Genomic DNA, 22709 nt, shown 5'->3' with positions numbered 1-22709 from the left:
CGTCTGGGAGAGGTGAGCTCTAGGCGGTCAGGGTCCAGGAGTTGATGTAGCCGGTGTCGGTCCGGTACACGTCCTGCACCCGCAGCTGCCAGGTGCCGTTGGCGGTCTCGCTCGACAGGTTCTTGGTGTACGTCGTGTTGACGTTGTCGGCGCTGTCGGAGGACGAGGTGGCCTTCAGGTTGTAGACCGTGCCGTCCGGGGCGACCAGGTCGACCCGCAGGTCACCCCGGTAGGTGTGGACGATGTTGACCGCGATCGTCGAGGTCGCCGAGGCGGCCCGGGCGCAGTTGCTGATCGCGATGCTGCTGCTGATCGCCGAGCCGGCGTCCGGGATCGTGACGTCGGTGGCGTTGGTGCCGGTGCAGGAGCCGCCGGGCGGCGTCGTCGGCGGGGTGGTGGGCGGCGGGGTGGTGCCGCCGCCGGTGCAGGTCGGGTCGGCCGTCTGGGCGGGCACGTTGACCGCGTCCCAGGCCGCCTTGACCGTGTTGAACTGGTCGCAGCTGCTCGGGAACAGGTTCTTGGCCGCGGTCAGCGTCCAGGTGCGGTACTTCAGGTACGACGAGCTCGACGTCTTCATCAGCATCGCGTTGTACATGATCTTCATGGCGTTCTGGATGCCGAGACCGGTGATCGCGCCCGAGCCGCTGCACCGGGTGCTGGCGGGCTGCCCGTTGGACGGGTTGGTGCCCTCGGCCATCAGGTAGAACCAGTGGTTGCCGGGGCCGGCCGCCGCGTGCACCTCGGAACCGGGGGTGCTGCTGCTGTAGCAGTTGCTGTCCCCGGCCAGCGACGGGTTGTACATGTACCGGATCGGGCCGCTGCCGACCAGGTTGACTTCCTCGCCGACCTGGTAGTCGGGGGCGTCGTTGGGGTTGTTGATGAACCACTCGGTCGCCGCGCCGATGGTGTCGGCGACGAACTCCTGGGTGCCCGAGCGCGAGATCCCGCCGGGCGTGGTGTCGTCGATGCCGTGGCCCAGCTCGTGACCGACGACGTCGGCCGAGGAGATCCACTGACCGGCGGTGTTCTTGCCGATCTGCACCTGCGTGCCGTCGTAGTAGGCGTTCTGGTCGTTGAGGCCGACCCGGATCGGCCACGCGCCGCCGCTGCCGTTCTGGCCGTTGCGGCCCAGCCACGACGAGAGCATCGCGTACTGCTTCTGCGCGACGTAGAAGGCGTCGACGCAGCCGGTCTCCTTGTTGGTGCCGGTGCCGTTGCCCCACACGTTGTCCGGGCCGCTGAACGTGGTGTTGCTGGCCGCGTCCTGGCAGCGGATCGTGGTGTGGCTCGGGTCCTGCAGCAGGTAGGACGAGCCGGACTGGGTGGTGTCGATCGAGACCGAGCCGTTGATCCAGCCGGTTCCCGTGCCGGTGACGTCGATGACCCTTTCCGTCGTACGCAGGACCTGCCCGCTGGTCGCGTCGACGTCAACGGTCAGGCGGCTGGGCCCCTCGGCGCTGGTGCCGGCGACCGTGGTCTGCCAGGCCAGCTTGGCCGTCTGACCCTCTTCGGCCAGCACCACGAGCTTCGTGCCCTCGACGGTGGTCACCGTCTTGAGCTGGGCCTTCGCCGTCGCGGCGGCCGCGGTGCCGGCGATCTTGGCGGTGGTGGAGAGTTCGCCGAGCGGGGCGCTCTGCGCGACCGACGTGTACTTGGTCTGCCCGGCCGCGTCGGTGACGACGACCAGGTCGCCGCCCTCGACCGGCAGCCCCTTGTAGGCCCGCTTGTAAGGCACGTAGTTGAGTCCGGAGGACTGGATGACCTTCTGCTGCTGGAAGGTCTCGTTCGAGCCGGCGTGCAGAATGGCCGGGCGGCTCGCGACGAGCGCGTCCGCCTTGTTCGCGGCCAGTGCCGCGACGGCCGAGGGGTCCTGCGGCGCCGCGGCTGCGGGCCCGGTCACGGCGACCATGGCGGAGGCGGCCGCGGTTCCGGCCGCCAACGCGATGATCAAAGGGGTTCGACGTTTCACGCGGGTACTCCTCTCCCGCCCGGGGGTTGTGGGCGGGCTCAAGGTCCGATGGTGAGACCGTAGGCATCGACGCCTGTCACCGAATCAGGGAAAACCCTTGCGCGTGCCCGGCGGCGTACAACCCAGGGTGTACGCGGGGGTCGTCCCTGGGTTGACGACAGCGCGGCCGCCCGGCGGGAGCATGTCGGCATGACTGAGCGAGAGTTCCGATTCGGGGTCGTGGCGGGCCGGGCGGCCAGTGGTGACGAGTGGACGGCGACCGCCCGGCGGGCCGAGCGGCTGGGCTACGACACGTTGCTCGTCCCCGACACGTTGCACACCATGTCGCCGTTCCCGGCGCTGGCCGCGGCGGCCGCCGTCACCACTCGTCTGCGCCTGGGCACCTATGTTCTGAGCGCGCCCAACCGGTCGCCCGGACTGGTCGCGTGGGAGGCCGAGACGCTTCAGCTGATCAGTGGCGGGCGCTTCGAACTCGGCATCGGCGGTGGGCGTCCGGGGGCCGAGGGCGACGCGGCCGCCCTGGGCGCTGATTTCGGCACGCCGGCCCAGCGGCTGGCCCGGGCCGGCGCGACGATCGATGCCGTACGCGCGTTGGAGAAACCGCCGTCCGTGCTGGTGGCGGCCAGTCGCCCGCGGATGTTGCGGCTCGCCGCCGAGCGGGCCGACACGGTCGCGCTCGGTCTCCCGCCGCAGTCCACCGAGCCCGAGCTGGCCCGCATGGTCGACGCCCTGCGCGACGCCGCGGGGGAGCGATTCGGCCGCCTCGAGATGCACCTGAATGTCGCCGCCGTGGCCCCGGCCCCCGGCGATGTTCCGCCCTGGGTGAGCCGGATGGTGGGTGGCGATCCGGTCGCGATGGCCTCCGCCGGTGGCATCGCCTTTCTGACCGGCTCGGCCGACCGCATCGCCGATCTGCTGTGCCGGCGGCGCGAGGAGTTCGACGTCTCCTATGTGGGTGTGAGCGGTCTTTTCATGGAGGAGTTCGCGCCCGTCATCGCTCTGCTACGCGCATGATTCAACAACATGAACGGTGATTCAAGTGAGCGCTCCGTAATCTCATGAGTTCGCAAAGTGACATTGTTGACGTGGCGGGTGGGTATCCCGTGGGGCATCATGGCCGGACAGCGTCCCCTGAGGAGTGTGTGATGACCTCACAACTCGAGCTCACGGCCCGCACCGCGTTCGCTCAGGTACTTACCGCCTGGCGCACCCGCCGGGGCCTCTCGAAGAAGCAGCTCGCCGCGTCGATGGGCTACCACCCGTCGTACATCAGCCATGTGGAGAGCCTGCGCCACCACCCGACCCTCGAGTTCGCCTGCCGCGCCGAGGCGGTCCTGGCGAGCGGCGGCGAGATCATCTCGCGGTACGAGCAGTGCCGGCAGGCCGCCGGTGAGCCCGCGCCCGCCCCGGTTCTCCGCAACGACTACGAGCCCAGCCCGATGCTGCCGGCCACGCTCGTGATCGAGGAGGAGAACGCCACGCTGACGTATGCCGACGGATGGTATTTCTGCCGCGTCGAGCGTGTGGTGCGCAACGTCGGCGACCGGCCCGTCACCTGCTATCCGGTGCGCGTCGATGTCGACCGCTACCCCGACCACCCCGGCGTGTCCCGCCGGTTGTATGCCGAGAGCCCGCTGCAGCTGTCCGATCTCGACTTCGCGGCCCAGGCCGGTGACGAGCGTCCCGAGACGATGGACGTGCGTGTGACGCGCTCCTCCGACGCGTACGTCAAAATGGTCCTGGTCTTCGGCAACGCCCGCGCACGGTTCCCGCTCTATCCGGGCGAGCGCACGCGTGTGACGTATTCCTACCGGGTGCCCGCCAGCCTGTGGGGCCAGTGGTTCCAGCGCGACATCCGGTTCCCGACCCGCGCGCTGACGATGTCGTTGCGGCTGCCGGCCGGGCTCGCCGCCGAGGTGAGCGCGGAGACATTGTCGTACGCGGGAATCAAGGGTTTCTCTCCCACCGAGTCGCCGGGGGAGAACGGCACGGTCGTCTACACGCTGCGGCTGCGCGAGCTGCTGCTGACCAGCCAGATCCGGTTGCGGTGGCGGTTCGCCGAGCGTGCGCAGGCCGGGCGCGCCCATCGGGCGGCGTGACGGTCAGCGCTCGCGCCACGGGCGGCCGGTGCCCTGATATTCCGAGAGCGGGATGACGTCGGTTCCGGCCGGCATGCGATCGGTGTAGAGGCGGCCCTCCAGGTGGTCGATCTCGTGCTGCACATGCCGGGCCGGCCCGCCGGTGAAACGGGTGACCTCGACAGTGCCGTCGGGGTGCCGGTGCTCGACCTCGACGCAGACCGGCCGCTCCACTTCGCCGCGCACGTCGAAGAAGCTCAGGCACCCCTCGAACAGGGTGTCCCGGTCGGCCGACTCGTCGACGATCCGCGGGTTGAGCAAGACCAGTTCCTGTTTTCCCGTACGAATGACGGCCGCGGCCCGGTCGATGCCGATCTGCGGTGCGGCCATGCCCATGCCCTTGGCGAACCGGTGCGCCCCGGCCACGCGATCCATAGCGGCCCTGATCAGGGCGATCGTGTCATGCGCGGCGGCGGCTTCGCGGGGCAGTTCGAAGGGGCGGGCCCGGGCTCGCAAAGCCGGATCACCGGCCTGCACGATCCCCAGCGCGATCATGCGCTGGGCCGGACTCGGTTGCTGGGCAGCGTGTTCCGCTCTCACCGGCTGCGCCGCAGACCCGATCTCGTCCGCGCTCACACATTGCGCGGCCTGCTCGGTGTCGTGCGCGCTCACACGCTGCGCGGCCGGTTCGGTGTCGTGCGCGCTTACACGCTGCGCGGCCGGTTCGGTGTCGTGCGCGCTTACACACTGCGCGGCCTGCTCGGTGTCGTGCGCGCTCACACGCTGCGCGGCCTGCTCGGTGTCGTGCGCGCTTACACACTGCGCGGCCTGCTCGGTGTCGTTCGCGCTCACACGCTGCGCGGACGGCTCTGTCTCGTTCGCGGTCGTGCGCTGCTCGGTCGGTTCGGCGTTGCTCGAGGTGGTGCGCTGTTTCGGGATCGGCCCCGGCCGGGTGGACCGGGGGCTCGGGGGTTCGGTCGGTGGTCCGGGGCTCCTGCGCTGCGCGGGGATCGGGTGCTCCGGGCTCATGTGCCTCCTTTGTCCGGACGGAGGCCACGCACTGCCCAGGCCGACGCGGTCAGCGGGATCGTCCCGTCCGCCTCGACCGGCAGGCGCGACCGTATTCGCTCGCGGATCTCGACTTGCTGGTTCGCGCCGAGCGTCGCCAGGTAGGCCGGTGCGGCGCCTTGCCCGCCCAGGAACGGCCCCCAGAAGTCGTCGAACCCGGCGAACACGGTGGGAATCTCGATGGCCCGGGTGCTGACGTCGATCAACCCGGCCTCGGCCCACGCCGCGTGCAGCGCCGCCTCCCGGCAGATCGGAAAGCGCGGGCCCTCGTCGCGTTCCGCGGCGGCCGGAACGATCTCGGCGGCGGCGTCCCAGAAGTAGCGCATCATCCGCATGCCGCCCGTGTAGTCCCAGACGTACGACCCCACGACCGCCCCGGGCGCGGCCACCCGGGCAAACTCGGCGACCGCGCGCTCGGGACGGGGCACGAAGTTGAGCGCCAGCCCGCTCACGACGGCGTCGAAGCTGCCATCCCGAAACGGCAGAGAAGCCGCATCACCGGCGACGAGGGCGGCCGCCACGGGCGCCGAACTGAGAAACCCCCGCGATGGATCAACCCCGATCACCCGGGCCGGGCCGGGCGCGCCCGCCGCGCTGTTCACTGCTGCGGCGGTGAGGATTGCCGAGGTCAGGGCGCCTGTCCCGCAGCCCGCATCGAGCCAGCGCCGGCCGCCCGGCACACCCAGCCAGCGGACGAATTCGGCGGCCACCAGGCGGCTCCACCGGCCGACATAGGCCTCATAAGAGTCGCCGACCTCCCACACATCCGCGCTCATGCACTTACTCTGCCGCACGAAACCATTGATCGTCGTGTCTGTGAGCAATCGAATTTGTGCACTGCGTGACGATCCTGCGGTGCGGTGGTCGAGTTGCGGGCAGGAAGGCGGGCGCCGTCAACGCCGCGCACACGGCGCCGTCAACGCGGCGCAGACGGCCGTCAACAACGCGCGGACGGTGCCGTCAACAACGCGCAGACGGCGCTGTCAACGCCGCGCAGACGGCCAAGGCCCGCGCGGCGAACCCGCCTGGCCGGCCGGGCGGCGTACGGGCGGAACTAGATCTGGCGGTCCCGGCCGGCGAAATAACCCGCGATCATCTGCGGGACTATCAGGCACAACACCAAGGTCAGCGGGGCCCGCCAGCCGTTGGTGGCGTCGTGCAGGGCGCCGACCAGGAACGGGCCCGGGATGGCGATGATGTAGCCGACGCTCTGGGCGAACGCGGACAGGCGGACCACCGTGGCGGGGGTGCGGCCGCGCAAGGCGATCAAGGTCAGGACCAGGGGGAAGGCCGTGTTGACGATGCCCAGGAACGTGGCCCACAGCCACGGGGCGGCGGCCGGGTCCCACCACAGGCCGCCGTAGCCGGCCAGGCCGAAGACGCCCAGGCCGACGGCTATCCAACTCTGGTTGCGCACCCGGCCGGCCAGCGCGGACAGGCCGAAGCCGAGGGGTACGCCCAGGAACGACGTGAGGGCGAACAGCAGGCCCGCCTGCTCGGCCGAGACGCCGGCATCGCGGTAGATCTGCGGGAGCCAGCCGATGATCACGTACGCCGAGGTGGACTGCATGCCGAAATAGACCGCCAGCGCCCAGGCGACCGGGTGCCTGGAGACGCGTACGAGATCCTCGGTCTTGATCTCGGCGGCGGGCGGGATGGGCTCGCGGGCCAGCGGAAGCCATGACGGCACGGCCAGCACCGCAACGACGGCCCAGCAGGCCAGGCCGATCCGCCAGTCACCGCCGAACGCATGATCGGTGAGCGGGACGGTGGCCGCCGCGGCGGTGGTGGCGCCGACGTTGAGCGCGACGGTGTAGAGGCCCGTCGTCGAACCGACCTTGTCGGGGAAGCGGTCCTTGACGACCGAGGGCAGCAGCACGTTGACGACCGCGATGCCTCCCAGCGCGACCAGGCTGAGCAGCAAAAACAGGGCCGTGCCGGGGGCGAACGGGCGTACGGCCAAACCGGCCGCCAGCACCACGAGACCGACCAGGATCACCCGGGACGCGCCGAACAGCCGGGCCAGCCGGGGCGCGGTCAGACCGACGGCGGCGAAACACACGACCGGCACCGAGGTGAGCAGACCGGCGACGGTGGAACTCATGCCCAGCCCGTCGCGGACTTCGTCGAGCACCGGGCCGACGCTCGTCACCGCCAGCCGCAGGTTGACCGCGGCCAGAAGCAGCGCTACCAGCGCAATCATGCGCCCGCGACGCTTCTGAGTCAGGTCTTCCTCGGCAGTCACCACTTACATATCATCGACCCCGGGAAGATCAGGCTCACGACCGGTCTTGTTCCTGTTCCACCTGCTGGTTCCACTCGCGCTTCGAAGACTGCCACCCGTCCTCGTTCATGCCGCGCCGCCAATAACCCGAGATCGACAGCTGGTCCATCGGGATGCCGCGCTCGTTCTTCAGGAAACGACGCAGGTCCCGTACGAACGTCGCCTCACCGTGCACGAACGCGTGCACCTGGCCCTCGGGAAAGGCGTTCCCCCGTACGGCCTCGACCAGCGCCTCGCCCACCGGCCGGCCGTCGCGGTGCAGCCAGGTCAGCTCCAGGTCGCCGGGGCACTCGAGCTTCTGTTCCTCGTCGGCGTTGTCGATTTCCACGTACGCCCGTACGCGCGCACCGACCGGCATGCCCTCGAGCGCGGCGGCGATGGCGGGCAGCGCGCTCTCGTCACCGGCCAGCAGATGCCAGTCGGCGTCGGGGCTGGGCGTGTAGCCGCCACCCGGACCCATGAACCGCACGACGTCGCCGGGCCGGGCCGCGGCCGCCCACGGTCCGGCGATGCCCTCGTCGCCGTGCACCACGAAGTCGACCCACATCTCGGCGATCTCGGGCAGCCACTTGCGAACCGTGTATGTCCGGACGACCGGCCAGTCCTCGCGCGGAACGGTCTCCCGGATCGTGCCCATGTCGAACGGCTCCGGATAGGCGGCGCCCGGCTTCGGGAACAACACCTTGACGTAGTGGTCGGTGAAGGCGCCCGCTTCGATCGTGCCGAGGCCCTCGCCGCCCAGGACGACCCGGATCATGTGCGGGGTGAGTTGCTCCACCCGGGTGACGACGGCCTCGGTCGCCGCTCGTGCCGGCCTGTTCGCCATTATTGGTCCTTCGCATCCGGGATTCGAGCTGCCGCCGGTAAGGCTACCCTCACTTTTCAAGGGCAAAGGGGAGGGCGGCCCGCGTGATGCGGACCGCCCTTGTCAGTTCTCCGGAGAAGCTACTCCCAGGTGCTGCCGGGGAGCCGCCGGCGCCGGGTGAGCGCCATGATGATCAGGCCGATCATCAGGAGGACCGCCGCTCCGCCGACCACCGCGACCGTGTTGTTGCCGGTCAGGGCGAGCAGGCCGCCGTCTTCCTTCTTCGGGGCGTCGGCCTGCACCTGGGCCACCTGGTCGGCCACCGGGGCCTTGTTGCCCGAGTTGAACTGGCCGTCCTCGTACGTGTAGTCGGTGCCGCCCGCCGCGGGCGCTGCGCTCTTGCTGGTCGCGCGGGGCTTCGGGGCCTTGGTGGCCGGAGCCTCGTTGCCGCTCTCGTTGCCCGACTCGGTGTCGCCACCGTTGTTGTTGTTGCCGCCGGTGTTGGCCGCGGGCGGCCGGGTGGTGGCCGGGGGCCGGGTGCCGGCCGGCTTCGTCGGCTGGGTGGCCGGCTTGGTCGGGTCCGGGGTGAAGTCGTCCTTCACTGTCGGCGCGGTCGTCGGGATCTTGGTCGGAGGCTTGGTCGGCGTCACGGTGCTGTTGGGGTTGCCCGGCGTCACGCCGCCGTTGTCCCCGCCGCCGTTGTTGCCGCCGCCGTTGTTACCGCCGTTGTTGCCGCCGCCGTTGTTACCGCCGTTGTCGCCACCGCCGCCGTTGTCGCCGCCGCCGTTGTTACCGCCGTTGTCGCCACCGCCGCCGTTGTCGCCACCGCCGCCGTTGTCGCCACCGCCGCCGTTGTCGCCGCCACCGCCGTTGTCGCCGCCACCGCCGTTGTCGCCGCCACCGCCGTTGTCGCCGCCACCGCCGTTGTCGCCGCCGCCGGCGTTGCCGACGGTGATGCGTACGGCGTCGATTGCCGGTGTCTGGTTGGCGCGCACCATCATCGGGGTGCGGTGGGAGCCGTCGCCGGCCCACGAGGAGCACTGCGCGATGCCGTCGGTCGGCATGCCCGGCACCTGGATGACCACCTCGTCGGGGGCCGCGCCACCCTTGGTGTCCTCGGTGGCGACGAAGAACGCCGGAACGGGGTCGGGCGCGGGCGCCTCGTTGGTGTTCGGCAGCATCCGGCACGCGGTGTGGAAGTGACCGCGGACGAGACCGTCCCGCAGGACCGAGCTCTCCACGTAGTACCCGCCCTTGCCGGCCGCCAGGAAGCGGTCGCGGATCAGGTTGCGGGTGCTGACCGTCAGGCTGAACGGCGTGTTGGCCGCGACGCGCTCGGGCGCGTTGGTGATCAGCAGGCTGGGGTTGTCCTTGGCCTCGCCGACCTCACCGAACTCGGTGGAGATGCAGCGGCTGCCTTCCTGGAACCCGTTGTGCGGAGTCAGGTTGCTGTCGATACACGTGTCGGTGAGGATCACCTGCCCGTTGACGACCTTGCCGGCCCCGCTGCCCTCGGGCCGATCGTTCTCGGCAGCGCCGGAGATCTGGGCGAAGCCCACGGCCGCACCCAGGGCGGCGATCACCGCACCGACCGCGAACAGCCGTCGGTTGCGTCCCGACGGCGTGGCGGCCGCGCGGCGGTAAGCAGACCTACGCATGCGTGATACCTCATCTTCGAAGAATCCACCCGGCCCAATTTCCGACCGGCTCCCAGACGGTAAGAGCCACCCCGCCGGATTGCAATTCCGAGAGCGAAATTGATGAATTCTTAGCCCAAACTTAAAGAAAAAATATGGGCGGGCGCCGAACCCTCCGCATCCTCCGAACGGCTGATGTCCAGAGTTCAACCAAGATCGCAAAAACTTTGCTGACCTGCGACTTCTTCTTCGACCCAGTCGCAGGCTCCTCCGGCGGCTCGCCAGGCGCCTCGCCCCCGAGAAATGTAGATCAAGTGACCGTGGATGAGCCTAGGAGCAACCTGGGAAAACCATTCCAGCATCATTCCCAAGCCTTTCGCAACGCATTCAACCACTTACGCATTGCTCGCCGCCGTCGCTGTCCCCCATCGAACCGGCCGCGGACCGGCCCACGGCGTGCTGCCGATCGGACTGGCCACGGACCGACCCGCGATCTGCCGCTGACCGGACCCGCTGCCAACGAACCCGCTGCCGACCGGCGTGGCCGGCAACGACCGGTGGATCGAGCGGAAGGCGCTGGGCACTGCCCGGCTCCCGCCCACGGGCGCCTTCCGCTCCGCTGCCGACCGGCCCCGCTGCCGACCAGCCCCGCCGCGTCTCGCGCCCAGCTCGTGCCCGCGGTCAGTGAGCCAGATCTCGTCGCCGCGACGTCGGCCCTGTGGACAACTCGCGTGCGGGAAACGCGGTCCAGCGCCTCCTGTGGACAACGCCGGAGGCGCCGGCTCGGAAAGCACTACCTTGGGCCCGCCCCCTGGTGGGGTGGGGCGTAAACAGAGGGGAGCGGGGATCTCAGAGGGGCCACAGGCCTCGAGACTGGTAGACGTCTTTGAGCACGGTCAGGCGGTCGGTCATGATGCCGTCCACGCCCAGGTCGAGCAGGCGGGTCATTTCGGCCGGGTCGTCGATCGTCCAGACGTGGACCTGCAGGCCCAGGCGGTGGGCGAGGGTGAGGAAACGGCGGTCGACCACGGGGAACCGGCCCCGTCGCGGGGGGACTTGGATGGCGGCTACCGAGGCTGGGAGGCGTGGGCGGGCGCCGGTCAGGGAGGCCAGGCGGAGCAGGGCGGCTGAGCGGGCGCCTACGGAGGTGGCCACGGTGGGGCCGGCCAGGGAGCGGACGCGGGCCAGGCGGCGGTCGCTGAAGGAGGCGAGCAGGACTCGGTCGGTGGCGTTCGAGTTGCGCAGGCAGTCGACTGTGGGGGCCACTCCGGTGTCGGCCTTGATGTCGATGTTGAAGCGGATCTCGGGCCAGGCGGCCAGCACCTCGTCGAGCCGGGGGACGAGGGCGGCGCCGCCGATTCGTACGGTCTTGAGGTCGGCCCAGGTCATCGTGGCGATGCTTCCGGTGGCGCCGGTGACCCGGTCGAGGGTGGGGTCGTGGAAGACGACGGGGATGCCGTCGGCGGTGGCGTGCACGTCGGTTTCGACGTAGCGGTATCCGAGTTTGACGGCGCGTTCGAAGGCCTCCGCCGTGTTCTCGTCGCCGTCGGCCGCGCCGCCCCGGTGGGCGAAGGCCAGTGGCGTCGGCGCGTCCAAGTAGGCGAAGGGCACGGGCCGATCCTAGGAGCCGGAATCTTGCGGGACGCGGCGAGTGGGGGCGTGCTTTGTTGCACAGAGGTAAAAGTCCGTCGTTGACATTGACCATCGACGTTGAACCTGATGATTCTTCAGGGGGCGCGGACCGGGAAGCAGAGGTGACTCACCCTGGAAACCAGAGAGTTCGACGTGGTCGTCGTGGGTGGCGGCACCGCCGGGTCGGTTGTCGCGTCGCGGCTCTCGGCCGACCCCGACGTCCAGGTCTGCCTGATCGAGGGCGGCCCGTCCGACGTCGGTGACCAGCGGATACTTCAGCTGCGCAACTGGATCAACCTGCTCGAGTCGGATTATGACTACGACTATCCGATCGTCCCGCAGGCCCGGGGGAACTCATTTCTGCGGCATGCGCGGGCGCGGGTTCTGGGCGGCTGTTCGTCGCACAACACCATGATCAGTTTTCTGCCGCCGCCCGAGGATTTCGCGGACTGGGTGCGGGCGGGTGCGGCCGGATGGTCGTACGAGGAAATGTTGCCGCTCTGGAAACGACTCGCGATCAATATTGTGCCGGTGGCGCCGAAGGATCGGAATCCGCTGGCCGAGGACTTCGTGGCCGCCTGCCATGCGGCGCTGGGTGTGCCGGTGCACGAGGACTTCAACGCGGCCCCGTTCGCCGACGGCGCCGGCTTCTTCCCGGTCGGCTACTACCCCGAGACGGGTGTGCGGTCGTCGGCGTCGGTTGCCTACCTGCACCCGAATCTGGACCGCCCCAACCTGACCGTCCTCACCAACCATTGGGCCTATCATATCGACCCGGATAACGGTATATACGTAAAAATCGGGCAGGCGGAGGGTGGGGGACGAAGGGCCGGCGGCGGCGCGGGGCGGGCGAGTGGCGGGGGCTGGGACGGCGGCGGGAGTGAGCGGACCGTTCTTGTGCGGGCCCGGCACGAGTACGTGTTGTGTGCGGGGGCCGTGGATACGCCGCGGCTTCTGCTGCTGTCGGGGATCGGGCCGGCCAAGGAGCTCGAGAAGCTCGGCATCAAGGTTCAGCAGGACGTGCCGGGGGTCGGGGAGAACCTGCTCGATCACCCGGAGTCGCTGATTCTGTGGGAGGCCTCCCAGGCCATCCCGCCGATGTCGGCCATGGATTCCGACGCGGGGCTGTTCGTGCGGCGCGAGGCCGGCGCCGAGCGGCCCGATCTGATGTTTCACCTGTATCAGATTCCGTTCACGTTCAATACCGAGCGGCTCGGCTACGACGTTCCGCGGCATGGCTTCGGGATGACGCCCAACGTGCCTCGGCCGCGCAGTGTGGGGCGGCTCGCGCTGGCCGATGCCGATCCGGGGACCAAGCCGCTGCTCGATTTCCGGTATTTCACCGATCCGGGTGGCTATGACGAGCGGACGATCGTCGACGGGCTGCGGCTGGCCCGGGAGGTGGCCGCGACCGAGCCGTTCGCCCGGTGGATCGCGCGGGAGATCGCGCCGGGGCCGGGGCTGCGGTCCGATGCGGAGCTGGGCGCGTACGGGCGGGCCGCTCATCACACGGTCTATCACCCCGCGGGCACGTGCCGGATGGGGTCGCCCGCGGACGAGCTGGCGGTGGTCGATCCGCAGCTGCGGTTGAAAGGCGTTCCCCGCGTACGCATCGCCGACGCCTCGGTCTTTCCGCTGATGCCCTCGGTGAACCCGATGGTGACCGTCCTGATGATCGGCGAACGGGCGGCCGACCTGATCAGCGCCGAGCTGAACCGAGCGTAGGGGGAACCGGGGATGGCACCGATGATCGCGGTAACGGATCTGTGGAAGGTGTTCGGTCCCCGGGCCGATCGGGTTGTCGGCACCGGACTGGCCGAGCTGTCCCGGGCCGAGCTGCGTGCCCGCACTGGGTGTCTCGTCGCCGTCCGCAATGTCGGCTTCGAGGTGCAGCCGGGCGAGGTCTTCGTCGTGATGGGGTTGTCCGGCAGCGGCAAGTCGACGCTGGTGCGGTGCCTGACCCGGTTGATCGAACCGACCAGCGGTGAGATCAGCATCGGCGGCGAGGCGGTGCGCGCGATGAGCCCGAAGCGGCTGCGCGACCTGCGGCGGCGGCAGGTGGCCATGGTGTTCCAGCACTTCGGGCTGCTGCCGCATCGGCCGGTGCTCGACAACGTGGCGTACGGGCTGGAGATCCAGGGGGTCTCGCGGGCCGAGCGGCACCGCAAGGCGGACGAGGTGCTGGCCCTGGTCGGGCTGGAGGGGCACGAGCAGCAGTACCCGGATCAGCTGTCGGGCGGCATGCAGCAGCGCGTCGGCCTGGCCCGGGCGCTGGCCGCAGACCCGGAGGTGCTGCTGTTCGACGAGCCGTTCAGCGCGCTCGACCCGCTGATCCGGCGAGACATGCAGACCGAGGTGCGCCGGTTGCACGCCGAGGTGGGCAAGACGCTGGTTTTCATCACGCACGACCTGGCCGAGGCGCTGACCCTGGGCGACCGCATCGCGGTGCTGCGCGACGGCGAGCTGGTGCAGGTGGGCACGCCCGAGGAGCTGGTCGGCGCCCCGGCCGACTCCTATGTGGCGGATTTCGTCCGCGATGTGCCGCGTTCGGACGTGCTGACGCTCCGCTGGATCATGCGGGATCCGTCGCCCGGCGAGCTGTGCGAGGACGAGCCGCTGAGCCACCGTACGGTCATCCGGGACGCGATCCAGCGGGTGTTGCGGGCCGAGCGCCCGATCGCGGTCGTCGACGGCGCGAAGCGCCTGGGTGTGGTCGACCGGGACCGGCTGCTGCCCGCGCTGGTGAGCCATCACCGTCAGGTGCCGGCGGGTTCCCGATGACGACGACCGTGCCGCCGCCGGCCGTCCAGGGGCGGGTCGTGGAGCCGGTGATCGGCTACCCGGCCGCGCCCCGGCGGCTGGGGCGGCTCCGGACCCGTACGGTGGCCGCGCTCCTGGCCGTTGTGACGGTGGTGGCCTATCTGCTCTTCCGCACCGACGGGGCGGCCGACAGCAGCGATGCCGCGGCGTTCAGGTTCTTCGACAGCGTCCGCGACTGGGTGGACGCCAACCGGGACACCAGTCCGGTCTTCCTCTACGGCTTCAACTACGTGCGTCTGGGCGTACGGCTGCTGGTCGACGCGGTGCAGGCGGCCCTCACCGGGCTCGGGTTCGCGGGCCTGGTCGCCGCGGTCAGCGCGATCGGGCTGGTGCTGGCGGGATGGCGTACGGGCCTGCTCGCGCTCGGCGGTTTTCTCGCGTTCGGCGTGCTCGGCTTGTGGGAAGAAAGCGTCGACACGCTGGTCCTGACCCTGTCGGCCGTGTTCCTGAGCGTCCTGATCGGGGTCCCGCTCGGGGTGCTCGCGGCCCGGGTGCGCTGGGTCGGCGCGACGCTGCGTCCGGCGCTCGACGTCATGCAGATCATGCCGACGTTCGCCTATCTGGCGCCGATGACGCTGCTGTTCCTGATCGGCGAGCCGGCCGCGGTGATCGCCACGATGATCTACGCGGTGCCGGCCACGATCCGGATCACGGCGCTCGGCATCGGCGAGGTCTCGCCCACGGCGGTCGAGGCCGCGACGGCGCTCGGCTCGACCCGTTGGCAGTTGCTGAGCAAGGTGCGGCTGCCGATGGCCCGGACCACGATCGTGCTCGCGGTCAACCAGACGATCATGCTGGCGCTGTCCATGGTGGTGATCACCGCGCTGATCGACGCGCCCGGCCTGGGGCAGAACATCGTGAACGCCCTGGAGCGGGTCAACGTGGGGGCGGCCTTCGACGCCGGGCTGGCCATCGTGATCCTCGCCGTCGTGCTCGACCGGATCGCCACCAACGCCGCCCGCCGGGCCGGGGTCCACCGCACTAAGCGGCAGCGCCGGGTGATGTGGCTGACCGCCGGGGCCGCGCTCCTCGGCGTGGTCGTCCTGGGCCGCTTCGGTCCGGCGTCGGACGTCCTGCCCGGCTACTCCTTCGCGGGCCCGGTCAACGACCTCGTCGGCTGGATCGAGCTGCACTGGTACGACGTCACCGAGGGGCTCAAGAACGGGATCAGCGCCGGCCTCCTCGACCCCCTGGAGACCCTGCTGGTGACCACTCCGTGGTGGCTGTTCGTCCTGGTCGTGGCCGCCTTCGGCACCCTGATCAGCGGCTGGCGCGCCGCCGGGATCGCCGCCCTGGCCGCGGCCGGGATCGCCGGGCTGGGCCTGTGGCAGCACTCGATGCAGACGCTGGCCACGGTGCTGGTCGCGATCGTCCTCACGATGGCGATCGGTGTGGCCGTCGGCGTGTTCTGCGCCCGTCACGATCGGCTGGCCACCGCCGTACGCCCGGTGCTCGACGCCGCCCAGACCATGCCGTCGTTCGTCTATCTGCTGCCCGCGGTCGCGCTCTTCGGCGCCAGCCGTTTCACCGCGATCGTGGCCGCGGTCATCTTCGCCGTCCCTCCAGTCGCCCGGCTGGTCGAGCGAGGCGTCCGCGATGTGCCCGCGACCGTCGTCGAGGCCGCGGCCTCGGCCGGTTCGACGCCCCGGCAGTTGCTCTGGAAGGTGCAGCTGCCGATGGCCCGCGGCGGCCTGCTGCTCGCGGCCAACCAGGGGATCGTCATGGTCCTGGCCATGGTGGTGGTCGGCGGCCTGGTCGGCGCGGGCGCCCTCGGATACGACGTCGTCGCCGGCTTCTCGCAGCGCGAGCTCTTCGGCCGGGGTCTGGCCGCCGGTCTCGCCATCGTCCTGCTCGGCGTCCTGCTCGATCGCCTGACCCAGGGTCACACCTCGAAGGGATCTCGAAGATGAGAAGCATTCGCGCGGCCGCCGCGGCCGTCCTGATAGTCAGCCTGACCGCGTGCGGCGGCGCCACCTCGGGCGCCGGGGAGGACAAGCCGAGCGCCGGGGCCAAGGGCACGGTCAACCTGGCGATCAACCCGTGGGTCGGCTACGAGGCGAACGCCGCGGTCATCGCCTATCTGCTGGAGAAGAAGATGGGCTACACCGTCGACAAGAAGGAGCTCAAGGAGGAGATCGCCTGGCAGGGCTTCGAGACCGGCGAGGTGGACGCGATCGTCGAGAACTGGGGGCACCCGGATCTCAAGAAGACCTACATCGAGGACAAGAAGGTCGCGGTCGAGGTCGGGCCGACCGGCAACGAGGGCATCATCGGCTGGTACGTGCCGGAGTGGATGACCCAGCAGTACCCGGACATCACCGACTACAAGAACCTCGACAAGTACGCCGGTCTGTTCAAGACCTCGGAGTCCAAGGGCAAGGGGCAGTTCCTGGCCGGTGACCCGTCGTTCGTCACCAACGACGAGGCCCTGGTCACGAACCTGAAGCTGAACTACACCGTCGTCTATTCGGGCAGCGAGGCGGCCATCATCAAGGCCGCCCAGCAGGCCACGGCCCAGCGCAAGCCGCTGCTCTTCTACTTCTACGAGCCGCAGTGGTTGTTCGCGAAGGAGAAGTACGTGCGGGTGAAGCTGCCCGCCTACACCGAGGGCTGCGACGCCGACCCGAAGAAGGTCGCCTGCGACTACCCCGACTACAAGCTCGACAAGATCGCGAGCAAGAAGTTCGCCGACGCCAACAGCACCGCGTACCAGTTCATCAAGAACTTCTCGTGGACCAACGACGACCAGAACCTCGTCTCGGACTACCTGACCAACCAGGGCATGTCGGCCGACCAGGCGGCGGAGAAGTGGGTGAACGAGCACGAGGCGGCCTGGAAGCCGTGGATCCCGGCCGGCAGCTGACATGGGCATGGGCATCCCCAAGGTGGTGATCATCGGGGCGGGCGTGGTCGGCTGCGCCCTCGCCGATGAGCTCACCGTGCGCGGCTGGACCGACGTGACCGTGCTCGAGCAGGGCCCGCTCTTCGTGACGGGCGGGTCCAGCTCGCACGCGCCGGGGCTGGTCTTCCAGACGAACCCGTCGCGGACCATGTCCCGGCTGGCCCGGTACACCGTCGAGAAGCTGGCCGGGCTGGGCTGTTTCCAGCAGGTCGGCAGCCTCGAGGTGGCGACCACCCCGGAACGGCTGGCCGAGCTGCACCGGCGCTTCGGCTTCGGCCAGTCGTGGGGGATCGGCTCGCGGGTGATCGACCCGGTCGCCTGCGCCGAGATGGTGCCGCTGCTCGACAAGGACCGGATCCTGGGCGGGCTGCACGTGCCGGTCGACGGGCTGGCCCTGACGGTCAGGGCCTGCGAGGTGCAGGCGGAGAGGGCGCAACGCCGGGGCGCCAGGTTCGTCGGGCGGGCCCGGGTGGTCGAGGTGATCGAGCGGCAGGGACGAGCGGCCGGTGTGCGCACGCCGGAGGACACCTTCGAGGCCGACATCGTCGTCAGCTGCGCCGGCTTCTGGGGGCCCAGGATCGGCGAGATGGCCGGCACCGTGATCCCGCTGCTTCCGATGGCCCACCAGTTCGTCCGCACCACGGCCGTCGGCGCCCGCGACGCCATGCCGATCGTCCGGCACCAGGACGAAGATCTCTACTTCCGGGCGTACGGGGAAGGCCTGGGGATCGGCTCTTATCGGCACGAGCCGATGCCGGTGAGCCTGGACGAACTGGCCGGCGGCCCGCACCCGTCGATGCTGCCGTTCACCCCGGACACCTTCGCCGAGTCGTGGGACGCGGCCGGCGAGCTCATGCCGGTGATCAGGAACGCCGGGCGGACGGACGGCTTCAACGGCGTGTTCTCGTTCACCGCCGACGGTTTCCCGCTGCTGGGCGAGTCGCGCGAGCTGCCCGGCTTCTGGACGGCCGAGGCGATCTGGGTGACCCACTCGGCCGGGGCCGCCCGTGCGCTGGCCGAGTGGCTGGTCAGCGGCCGTCCCGGCGTCGACCTGCACGAATGCGACCTGAACCGCTTCGACCGGGCTCAGCTCGCCCCGGCCTACACGCGGGAGCGGGCCATCCGCAGCTTCGTCGAGGTCTACGACATCGTCCATCCGCTCGACCCGCCGTCGGTGCGGAACGTCCGGGTGAGCGCCTTTCACGCCCGGCAGACCGAGCTGGGCGCGGTGTTCGGCGAGGCGGCGGGCTGGGAGAGACCCCTCTGGTACGCCGCCAACGCCGCGCCCGAGGAGGAGCCGCCGCGCGACGAGTGGTCGAGCCGGCACTGGTCCCCGATCGCCGGGACCGAGGCCAGAGCGACGCGCGAGAGGGTCGCCCTCTACGACATGACCTCGCTCATGCGCCTCGAGGTCGACGGCCCGGTCGGCTTCCTGCAGGGCCTGACCACCAACAACGTCGACAAGCCGGTGGGCTCGGTGACCTACACGCTGCTGCTCGACCCGGCCGGCGGCATCCGCAGCGACATCACCGTGGCCCGGCTGGGCGAGCGGCGCTTCCAGGTCGGCGTCAACGGCCCGATCGATCTGCACTGGCTGCGCGACCACGCCCCGGCCGGCGTGCGGATCCGCGACGTCACCGGCGGCACATGCGGGCTCGGCGTCTGGGGTCCACGGGCCCGTGACCTGGTCGCGCCGCTGACCGGCATCGACGTGTCGCCCGGCGCGTTCCGTTACTTCCAGGCCCGCGAGGGGTTCCTGGGCACGGTCCCGGTCACCATGCTGCGGCTGTCCTACGTGGGCGAGCTGGGCTGGGAGATCTACGCGCGGGCCGACCACGGGCTGCGGCTGTGGGACACGCTGTGGGAGGCCGGGCGCGACCACGGGCTGATCGCGGCGGGCCGGGCCGCCTTCACCAGTCTGCGGCTCGAAAAGGGCTACCGGCTGTGGGGCGCCGACATGACCGGGGAGGACAACCCGTACGAGGCCGGGCTGGGTTTCGCCGTACGCCGCGACGCCGGGGACTTCCTCGGGAAGGACGCGCTGCCCGATTCGCCGCCGGAGAGGCTCCTCACGTGCCTGCGGCTGACCGGCGCCGGGGACGTGCCGATGGGCCGCGAGCCGGTGTATGCCGGAGGAGACCCGGTCGGCTTCGTGACCAGCGCGGCCTTCGGGCACACGGTCGGCGCCCCGATCGCGTACGCCTGGCTGCCGGCCGCCCTGGCGGTGCCCGGAACCGAGGTGACGATCGGGTACTTCGACCGCAGGCTGGGCGCCACCGTCGCCGCCGAGCCGCTGTTCGACCCCAGGCACGAACGGCTTCGCGCCTGAACACACCGGGAGGCACACCTTGTCGGCGTACGACGTCATCGTGGTCGGTCTGGGCGGCATGGGCAGCGCCGCCGCGTTCCACCTCGCGGCCCGCGGCCAACGGGTCCTCGGTCTGGACCGGTACGGCCCGGCGCACGACCGGGGGGCCAGCCACGGCGGCTCCCGGGTCACCCGGCAGTCCTACTTCGAGGGCCCGGAGTACGTTCCGCTGCTGCTCCGCGCGTACGACCTGTTCGACCAGCTCGCGGCCGACTCGGGCCGGGACGTGATCACGCTGACCGGCGGCCTGATGATCGGGCGGCCGGAGAGCCGTACGGTCGCGGGCAGCCGGGCCAGCGCCGAGCAGTGGGGCCTGGTGCACGAGATCCTGGACGCCTCCGAGATCCGCCGCCGCTTCCCGACGCTCGCGCCACAGGACGACGAGATCGCGCTGTTCGAGGCCAAGGCCGGTTTCGTACGCCCCGAGGCCACCGTCGCCGCGCACCTGCAGCTGGCCGGTCAGCGCGGGGCCGACCTGCGCTTCCACGAACCGATGACCAGCTGGGAGCCCGAGGGCGAGGGCGTGCGGGTGACCACCGCCCAGGGCAGCTACACCGCCGGCCAGCTCGTGCTCGCGCCCGGCCCGTGGGCCCCCGAGCTGCTGGCCGACCTGGGCATCGAGTTCCGCATCGAGCGGCAGGTGCAGTTCTGGTTCCAGCCGCGCGGCGGGGTGGCGCCGTTCCGGCCCGACCGGCAGCCGATCTATGTCTGGGAGGACGCGGAGGGCGGTCAGATCTACGGCTTCCCGGCGATCGACGGCCCCGGCGACGGCGCCAAGATCGCGTTCTTCCGCCGGGGCACGCCGACCACGCCGGACACGCTGGACACCGAGGTGCACGAGCGGGAGATCGCCGAGATGGCCGGGTACTGCGGCCGGCGGCTGCCGGATCTGCCCGGCGCGTTCCTGCGCGGCGAGCCCTGCATGTACAGCACCACCCCCGACGAGCACTTCGTCATCGCCCGCCACCCCGCGCACGAGTCGGTCACCGTGGCCTGCGGCTTCTCGGGTCACGGATTCAAGTTCGTGACGGTGGTGGGCGAGATCCTGGCCGACCTCGCGACCTGCGGGTCGACCGCCCACCCGATCGGCCTCTTCGACCCCAGGCGGTTCCGGATCCCCGTGGAGTAACAGCATGACCTCATCGCTCGTCCCGACGCTGGCCGGCCACTACTACACCGACCCGTCGATCTTCGCTCAGGAGCAGGACCAGATCTTCGAACGCATGTGGTTCTGCGTCGCGCGCGGCTCCGACGTGGGCACGCCGGGCGCGTTCCGCACGGTGGCGGTCGGCCGCGAGAGCCTGCTGATCACCCGGGCCGCCGACGGGAAGGCGCGGGCGTTCCTCAACGTGTGCCGGCATCGGGGCGCCCGGCTCTGCGCCGAGGAGTCGGGTTCGGTCAAGCGCACCTTCAAATGCATGTACCACGCCTGGGCGTACGGGCTGGACGGCAAGCTCGTGGCCGCGCCCAACCTGGTCAAGATGCCGGACGTCGACCGGGTGGCCTACGGATTGACCGCCGTGCACGTGCGCGAGTGGCTCGGCTACGTCTGGGTGTGCCTGGCCGGCGAGCCGCCGTCGTTCGAGGACGACGTGATCGGGGCCTGCGCCGAGCGGCTGGGCGACGTCGGCTCGATCGAGCGCTACGGCCTGGAGACGCTCGAGGTGGGCCGCCGGATCCGCTACGACGTGCGGGCCAACTGGAAGCTGATCGTCGAGAACTTCATGGAGTGCTACCACTGCTCGACGATCCATCCCGAGCTGGTGCACGTGCTGCCCGAGTTCGCGGGCGGGTACGCCGCCCAGTCCTACGTCGGGCACGGCGCCGAGTTCGGCCGTGACGTCGAGGGGTTCACGGTCGACGGCAGCCCCGGCGTGACCACGATCGGCACGATCGCCGCCGAGCAGGACCGCCGCTACTACGCGATCACGATCAAGCCGCAGGTCTTTGTCAACCTGGTGCCCGACCACGTGATCTTCCACCGGATGTACCCGCTGACCGCCGAGCGCACGATCGTCGAGTGCGACTGGCTGTTCCGGCCCGATGTGGTGGCGTCGGGGGCCGACCTGAGCCGCTCGGTCGAGCTCTTCGACCGGGTCAACCGGCAGGACTTCGAGGCCTGCGAACGCTGCCAGCCGTCGATGAGTTCCCGGGCGTACGCGCAAGGGGGTGTGCTCGTTCCGAGTGAGCACCACATCGGCGCGTTCCACCGGTGGGTAACGGACCGACTGCATCCGATCCGGGGCAAATAGTATCGACTCGGTCACGCGGGTCTGCGCGCTGTCCTACCTTAGGCGACGTCCTAGTGGGGCAAATTATCCGAAATGGAGCGCAGAACTGTGTCTTCCTCACGTTCCCCGAGGCTGGTGGCCCGCGGCGGGCTCATCGCCGCCCTGGGCCTCTCGATAGCCGTCTCGGGTGCACCGGCCCTCGCCGCCGACGGCGACCCGCTGATCGACTACCCGACCTTCAAGGGCGCGTCGCAGTCGCTGGACCGCAACGGCGCGGCCGACCTCATCCTGTCGTCGGGTGACAAGACCCGGCAGAAGATCCTGCGGCTCACGCCGGGCGGCTACCGGCAGTCCGGGTCGGCCTGGTCGACCACCAAGCTCGACGTCACGCGGTCGTTCGAGTCGACCTTCAAGGTCTACCTGCACCACTTCCGGCCGGGCGCCGACGGCATCGCGTTCGTCGTGCAGACCGAGGGCCCGCGGGCGCTCGGCGGCTGGGGTGGCGGCATCGGCTACCGCGGCATCAAGCCGAGCCTGGCCGTCGAGTTCGACATCTTCCAGAACTCGTCCGACCCGAGCCGCAACCACCTCGCGGTGGTGCTCGGGGGCAACCCGGATTACCAGGAGACCACGGCCGAGGCGCCGATCGAGCTCTACGGCCGGCCGTTCAACGCCCGGGTCACCTACGACGCCGACGCGCGGCTGCTGCGGGTCCACGTCAAGTCGCTCAAGGCCGGCTCGCAGGAGTGGCTGGCGCTGGAGCAGAACGTCGACCTGGCCCGGCACGTCGGCGGCGACGCCGCGTGGGTCGGCTTCACCGGTTCCACCGGCACGGGTCTGTCGAAGCAGGACATCTACTCCTGGACCGTCCAGGGGTCGGAAGCCTGACCAGGTAACACGCCGGTGCCGCCCGGT

17 protein-coding genes are annotated in these 22709 nt (G+C 70.3%); 10 read left to right on the top strand and 7 right to left on the bottom strand.

All coding sequences use genetic code 11. The features are described from left to right. Positions 1-19 precede the first annotated feature (19 nt). A complete protein-coding gene (locus ACZ3I4_RS33460) occupies positions 20-1969 on the bottom strand; it encodes a M4 family metallopeptidase (RefSeq protein ID WP_465386061.1) in 1950 nt (649 codons plus the stop codon). A 189-nt stretch (positions 1970-2158) separates the two neighbouring features. Here ACZ3I4_RS33460 and ACZ3I4_RS33455 point away from each other — a divergent pair, with 189 nt between their 5' ends. Continuing rightward, the gene (locus tag ACZ3I4_RS33455) at positions 2159-2983 is read left to right on the top strand and encodes an LLM class flavin-dependent oxidoreductase (RefSeq protein WP_465386060.1); all 825 of its coding nucleotides are present in this window, start codon (positions 2159-2161) and stop codon (positions 2981-2983) included. Positions 2984-3114: 131 nt separating this feature from the next. Beyond that, a complete protein-coding gene (locus ACZ3I4_RS33450; RefSeq protein ID WP_465386059.1) occupies positions 3115-4068 on the top strand; it encodes a helix-turn-helix domain-containing protein in 954 nt (317 codons plus the stop codon). A gap of 3 nt (positions 4069-4071) precedes the next feature. Here ACZ3I4_RS33450 and ACZ3I4_RS33445 read toward each other — a convergent pair whose 3' ends face one another. The 6 genes from ACZ3I4_RS33445 to ACZ3I4_RS33420 form a co-directional block, all read right to left on the bottom strand. Further along, positions 4072-5076, bottom strand: a complete 1005-nt coding sequence (locus tag ACZ3I4_RS33445) for a peptide deformylase (protein ID WP_465386058.1) — start codon at positions 5074-5076, stop codon at positions 4072-4074. After that, positions 5073-5891 (bottom strand): class I SAM-dependent methyltransferase, encoded by an 819-nt coding sequence (locus ACZ3I4_RS33440; protein WP_465386057.1) that lies wholly within the window; start codon positions 5889-5891, stop codon positions 5073-5075. The genes ACZ3I4_RS33445 and ACZ3I4_RS33440 overlap by 4 nt, the downstream gene beginning before the upstream one ends. A gap of 278 nt (positions 5892-6169) precedes the next feature. Continuing rightward, the gene (locus ACZ3I4_RS33435) at positions 6170-7318 is read right to left on the bottom strand and encodes a CynX/NimT family MFS transporter (RefSeq protein WP_465386056.1); all 1149 of its coding nucleotides are present in this window, start codon (positions 7316-7318) and stop codon (positions 6170-6172) included. Between the two features lie 76 nt (positions 7319-7394). Then, a complete protein-coding gene (locus ACZ3I4_RS33430; protein ID WP_465386055.1) occupies positions 7395-8225 on the bottom strand; it encodes a siderophore-interacting protein in 831 nt (276 codons plus the stop codon). A 119-nt stretch (positions 8226-8344) separates the two neighbouring features. Continuing rightward, on the bottom strand, positions 8345-9862 hold the full coding sequence (locus ACZ3I4_RS33425; protein ID WP_465386054.1) for a hypothetical protein: 1518 nt from the start codon (positions 9860-9862) through the stop codon (positions 8345-8347). A gap of 828 nt (positions 9863-10690) precedes the next feature. Further along, positions 10691-11452: a glycerophosphodiester phosphodiesterase gene (locus ACZ3I4_RS33420; protein ID WP_465386053.1), complete on the bottom strand. Its 762-nt coding sequence runs from the start codon at positions 11450-11452 to the stop codon at positions 10691-10693. Between the two features lie 174 nt (positions 11453-11626). On the opposite strand from ACZ3I4_RS33420, the gene ACZ3I4_RS33415 reads away from it, so the two are divergent. The 8 genes from ACZ3I4_RS33415 (at position 11627) to ACZ3I4_RS33380 (ending at position 22682) form a co-directional block, all read left to right on the top strand. Further along, the gene (locus ACZ3I4_RS33415; RefSeq protein WP_465386052.1) at positions 11627-13198 is read left to right on the top strand and encodes a GMC family oxidoreductase; all 1572 of its coding nucleotides are present in this window, start codon (positions 11627-11629) and stop codon (positions 13196-13198) included. A gap of 12 nt (positions 13199-13210) precedes the next feature. After that, complete coding sequence (locus ACZ3I4_RS33410; RefSeq protein ID WP_465386051.1) at positions 13211-14254, top strand: quaternary amine ABC transporter ATP-binding protein; 1044 nt, start codon at positions 13211-13213, stop codon at positions 14252-14254. Continuing rightward, on the top strand, positions 14251-16203 hold the full coding sequence (locus ACZ3I4_RS33405) for an ABC transporter permease (protein WP_465386050.1): 1953 nt from the start codon (positions 14251-14253) through the stop codon (positions 16201-16203). The genes ACZ3I4_RS33410 and ACZ3I4_RS33405 overlap by 4 nt, the downstream gene beginning before the upstream one ends. Then, the gene (locus tag ACZ3I4_RS33400) at positions 16200-17156 is read left to right on the top strand and encodes an ABC transporter substrate-binding protein (RefSeq protein ID WP_465386049.1); all 957 of its coding nucleotides are present in this window, start codon (positions 16200-16202) and stop codon (positions 17154-17156) included. The genes ACZ3I4_RS33405 and ACZ3I4_RS33400 overlap by 4 nt, the downstream gene beginning before the upstream one ends. Position 17157: 1 nt before the next feature. Continuing rightward, positions 17158-19524 (top strand): GcvT family protein, encoded by a 2367-nt coding sequence (locus ACZ3I4_RS33395; RefSeq protein ID WP_465386048.1) that lies wholly within the window; start codon positions 17158-17160, stop codon positions 19522-19524. 19 nt (positions 19525-19543) lie between these two features. Continuing rightward, on the top strand, positions 19544-20692 hold the full coding sequence (gene solA, locus ACZ3I4_RS33390) for an N-methyl-L-tryptophan oxidase (protein WP_465386047.1): 1149 nt from the start codon (positions 19544-19546) through the stop codon (positions 20690-20692). Positions 20693-20696: 4 nt separating this feature from the next. After that, complete coding sequence (locus ACZ3I4_RS33385; RefSeq protein ID WP_465386046.1) at positions 20697-21815, top strand: aromatic ring-hydroxylating oxygenase subunit alpha; 1119 nt, start codon at positions 20697-20699, stop codon at positions 21813-21815. An 87-nt stretch (positions 21816-21902) separates the two neighbouring features. Then, on the top strand, positions 21903-22682 hold the full coding sequence (locus tag ACZ3I4_RS33380) for an L-type lectin-domain containing protein (protein WP_465386045.1): 780 nt from the start codon (positions 21903-21905) through the stop codon (positions 22680-22682). Positions 22683-22709: the final 27 nt, after the last annotated feature.

The sequence above is a fragment of the Actinoplanes sp. NPDC021490 genome, assembly GCF_055562135.1.
The sequence above is the reverse complement of the archived record's forward strand: the minus strand, read 5'-3'. Positions and strand labels throughout refer to the sequence as shown.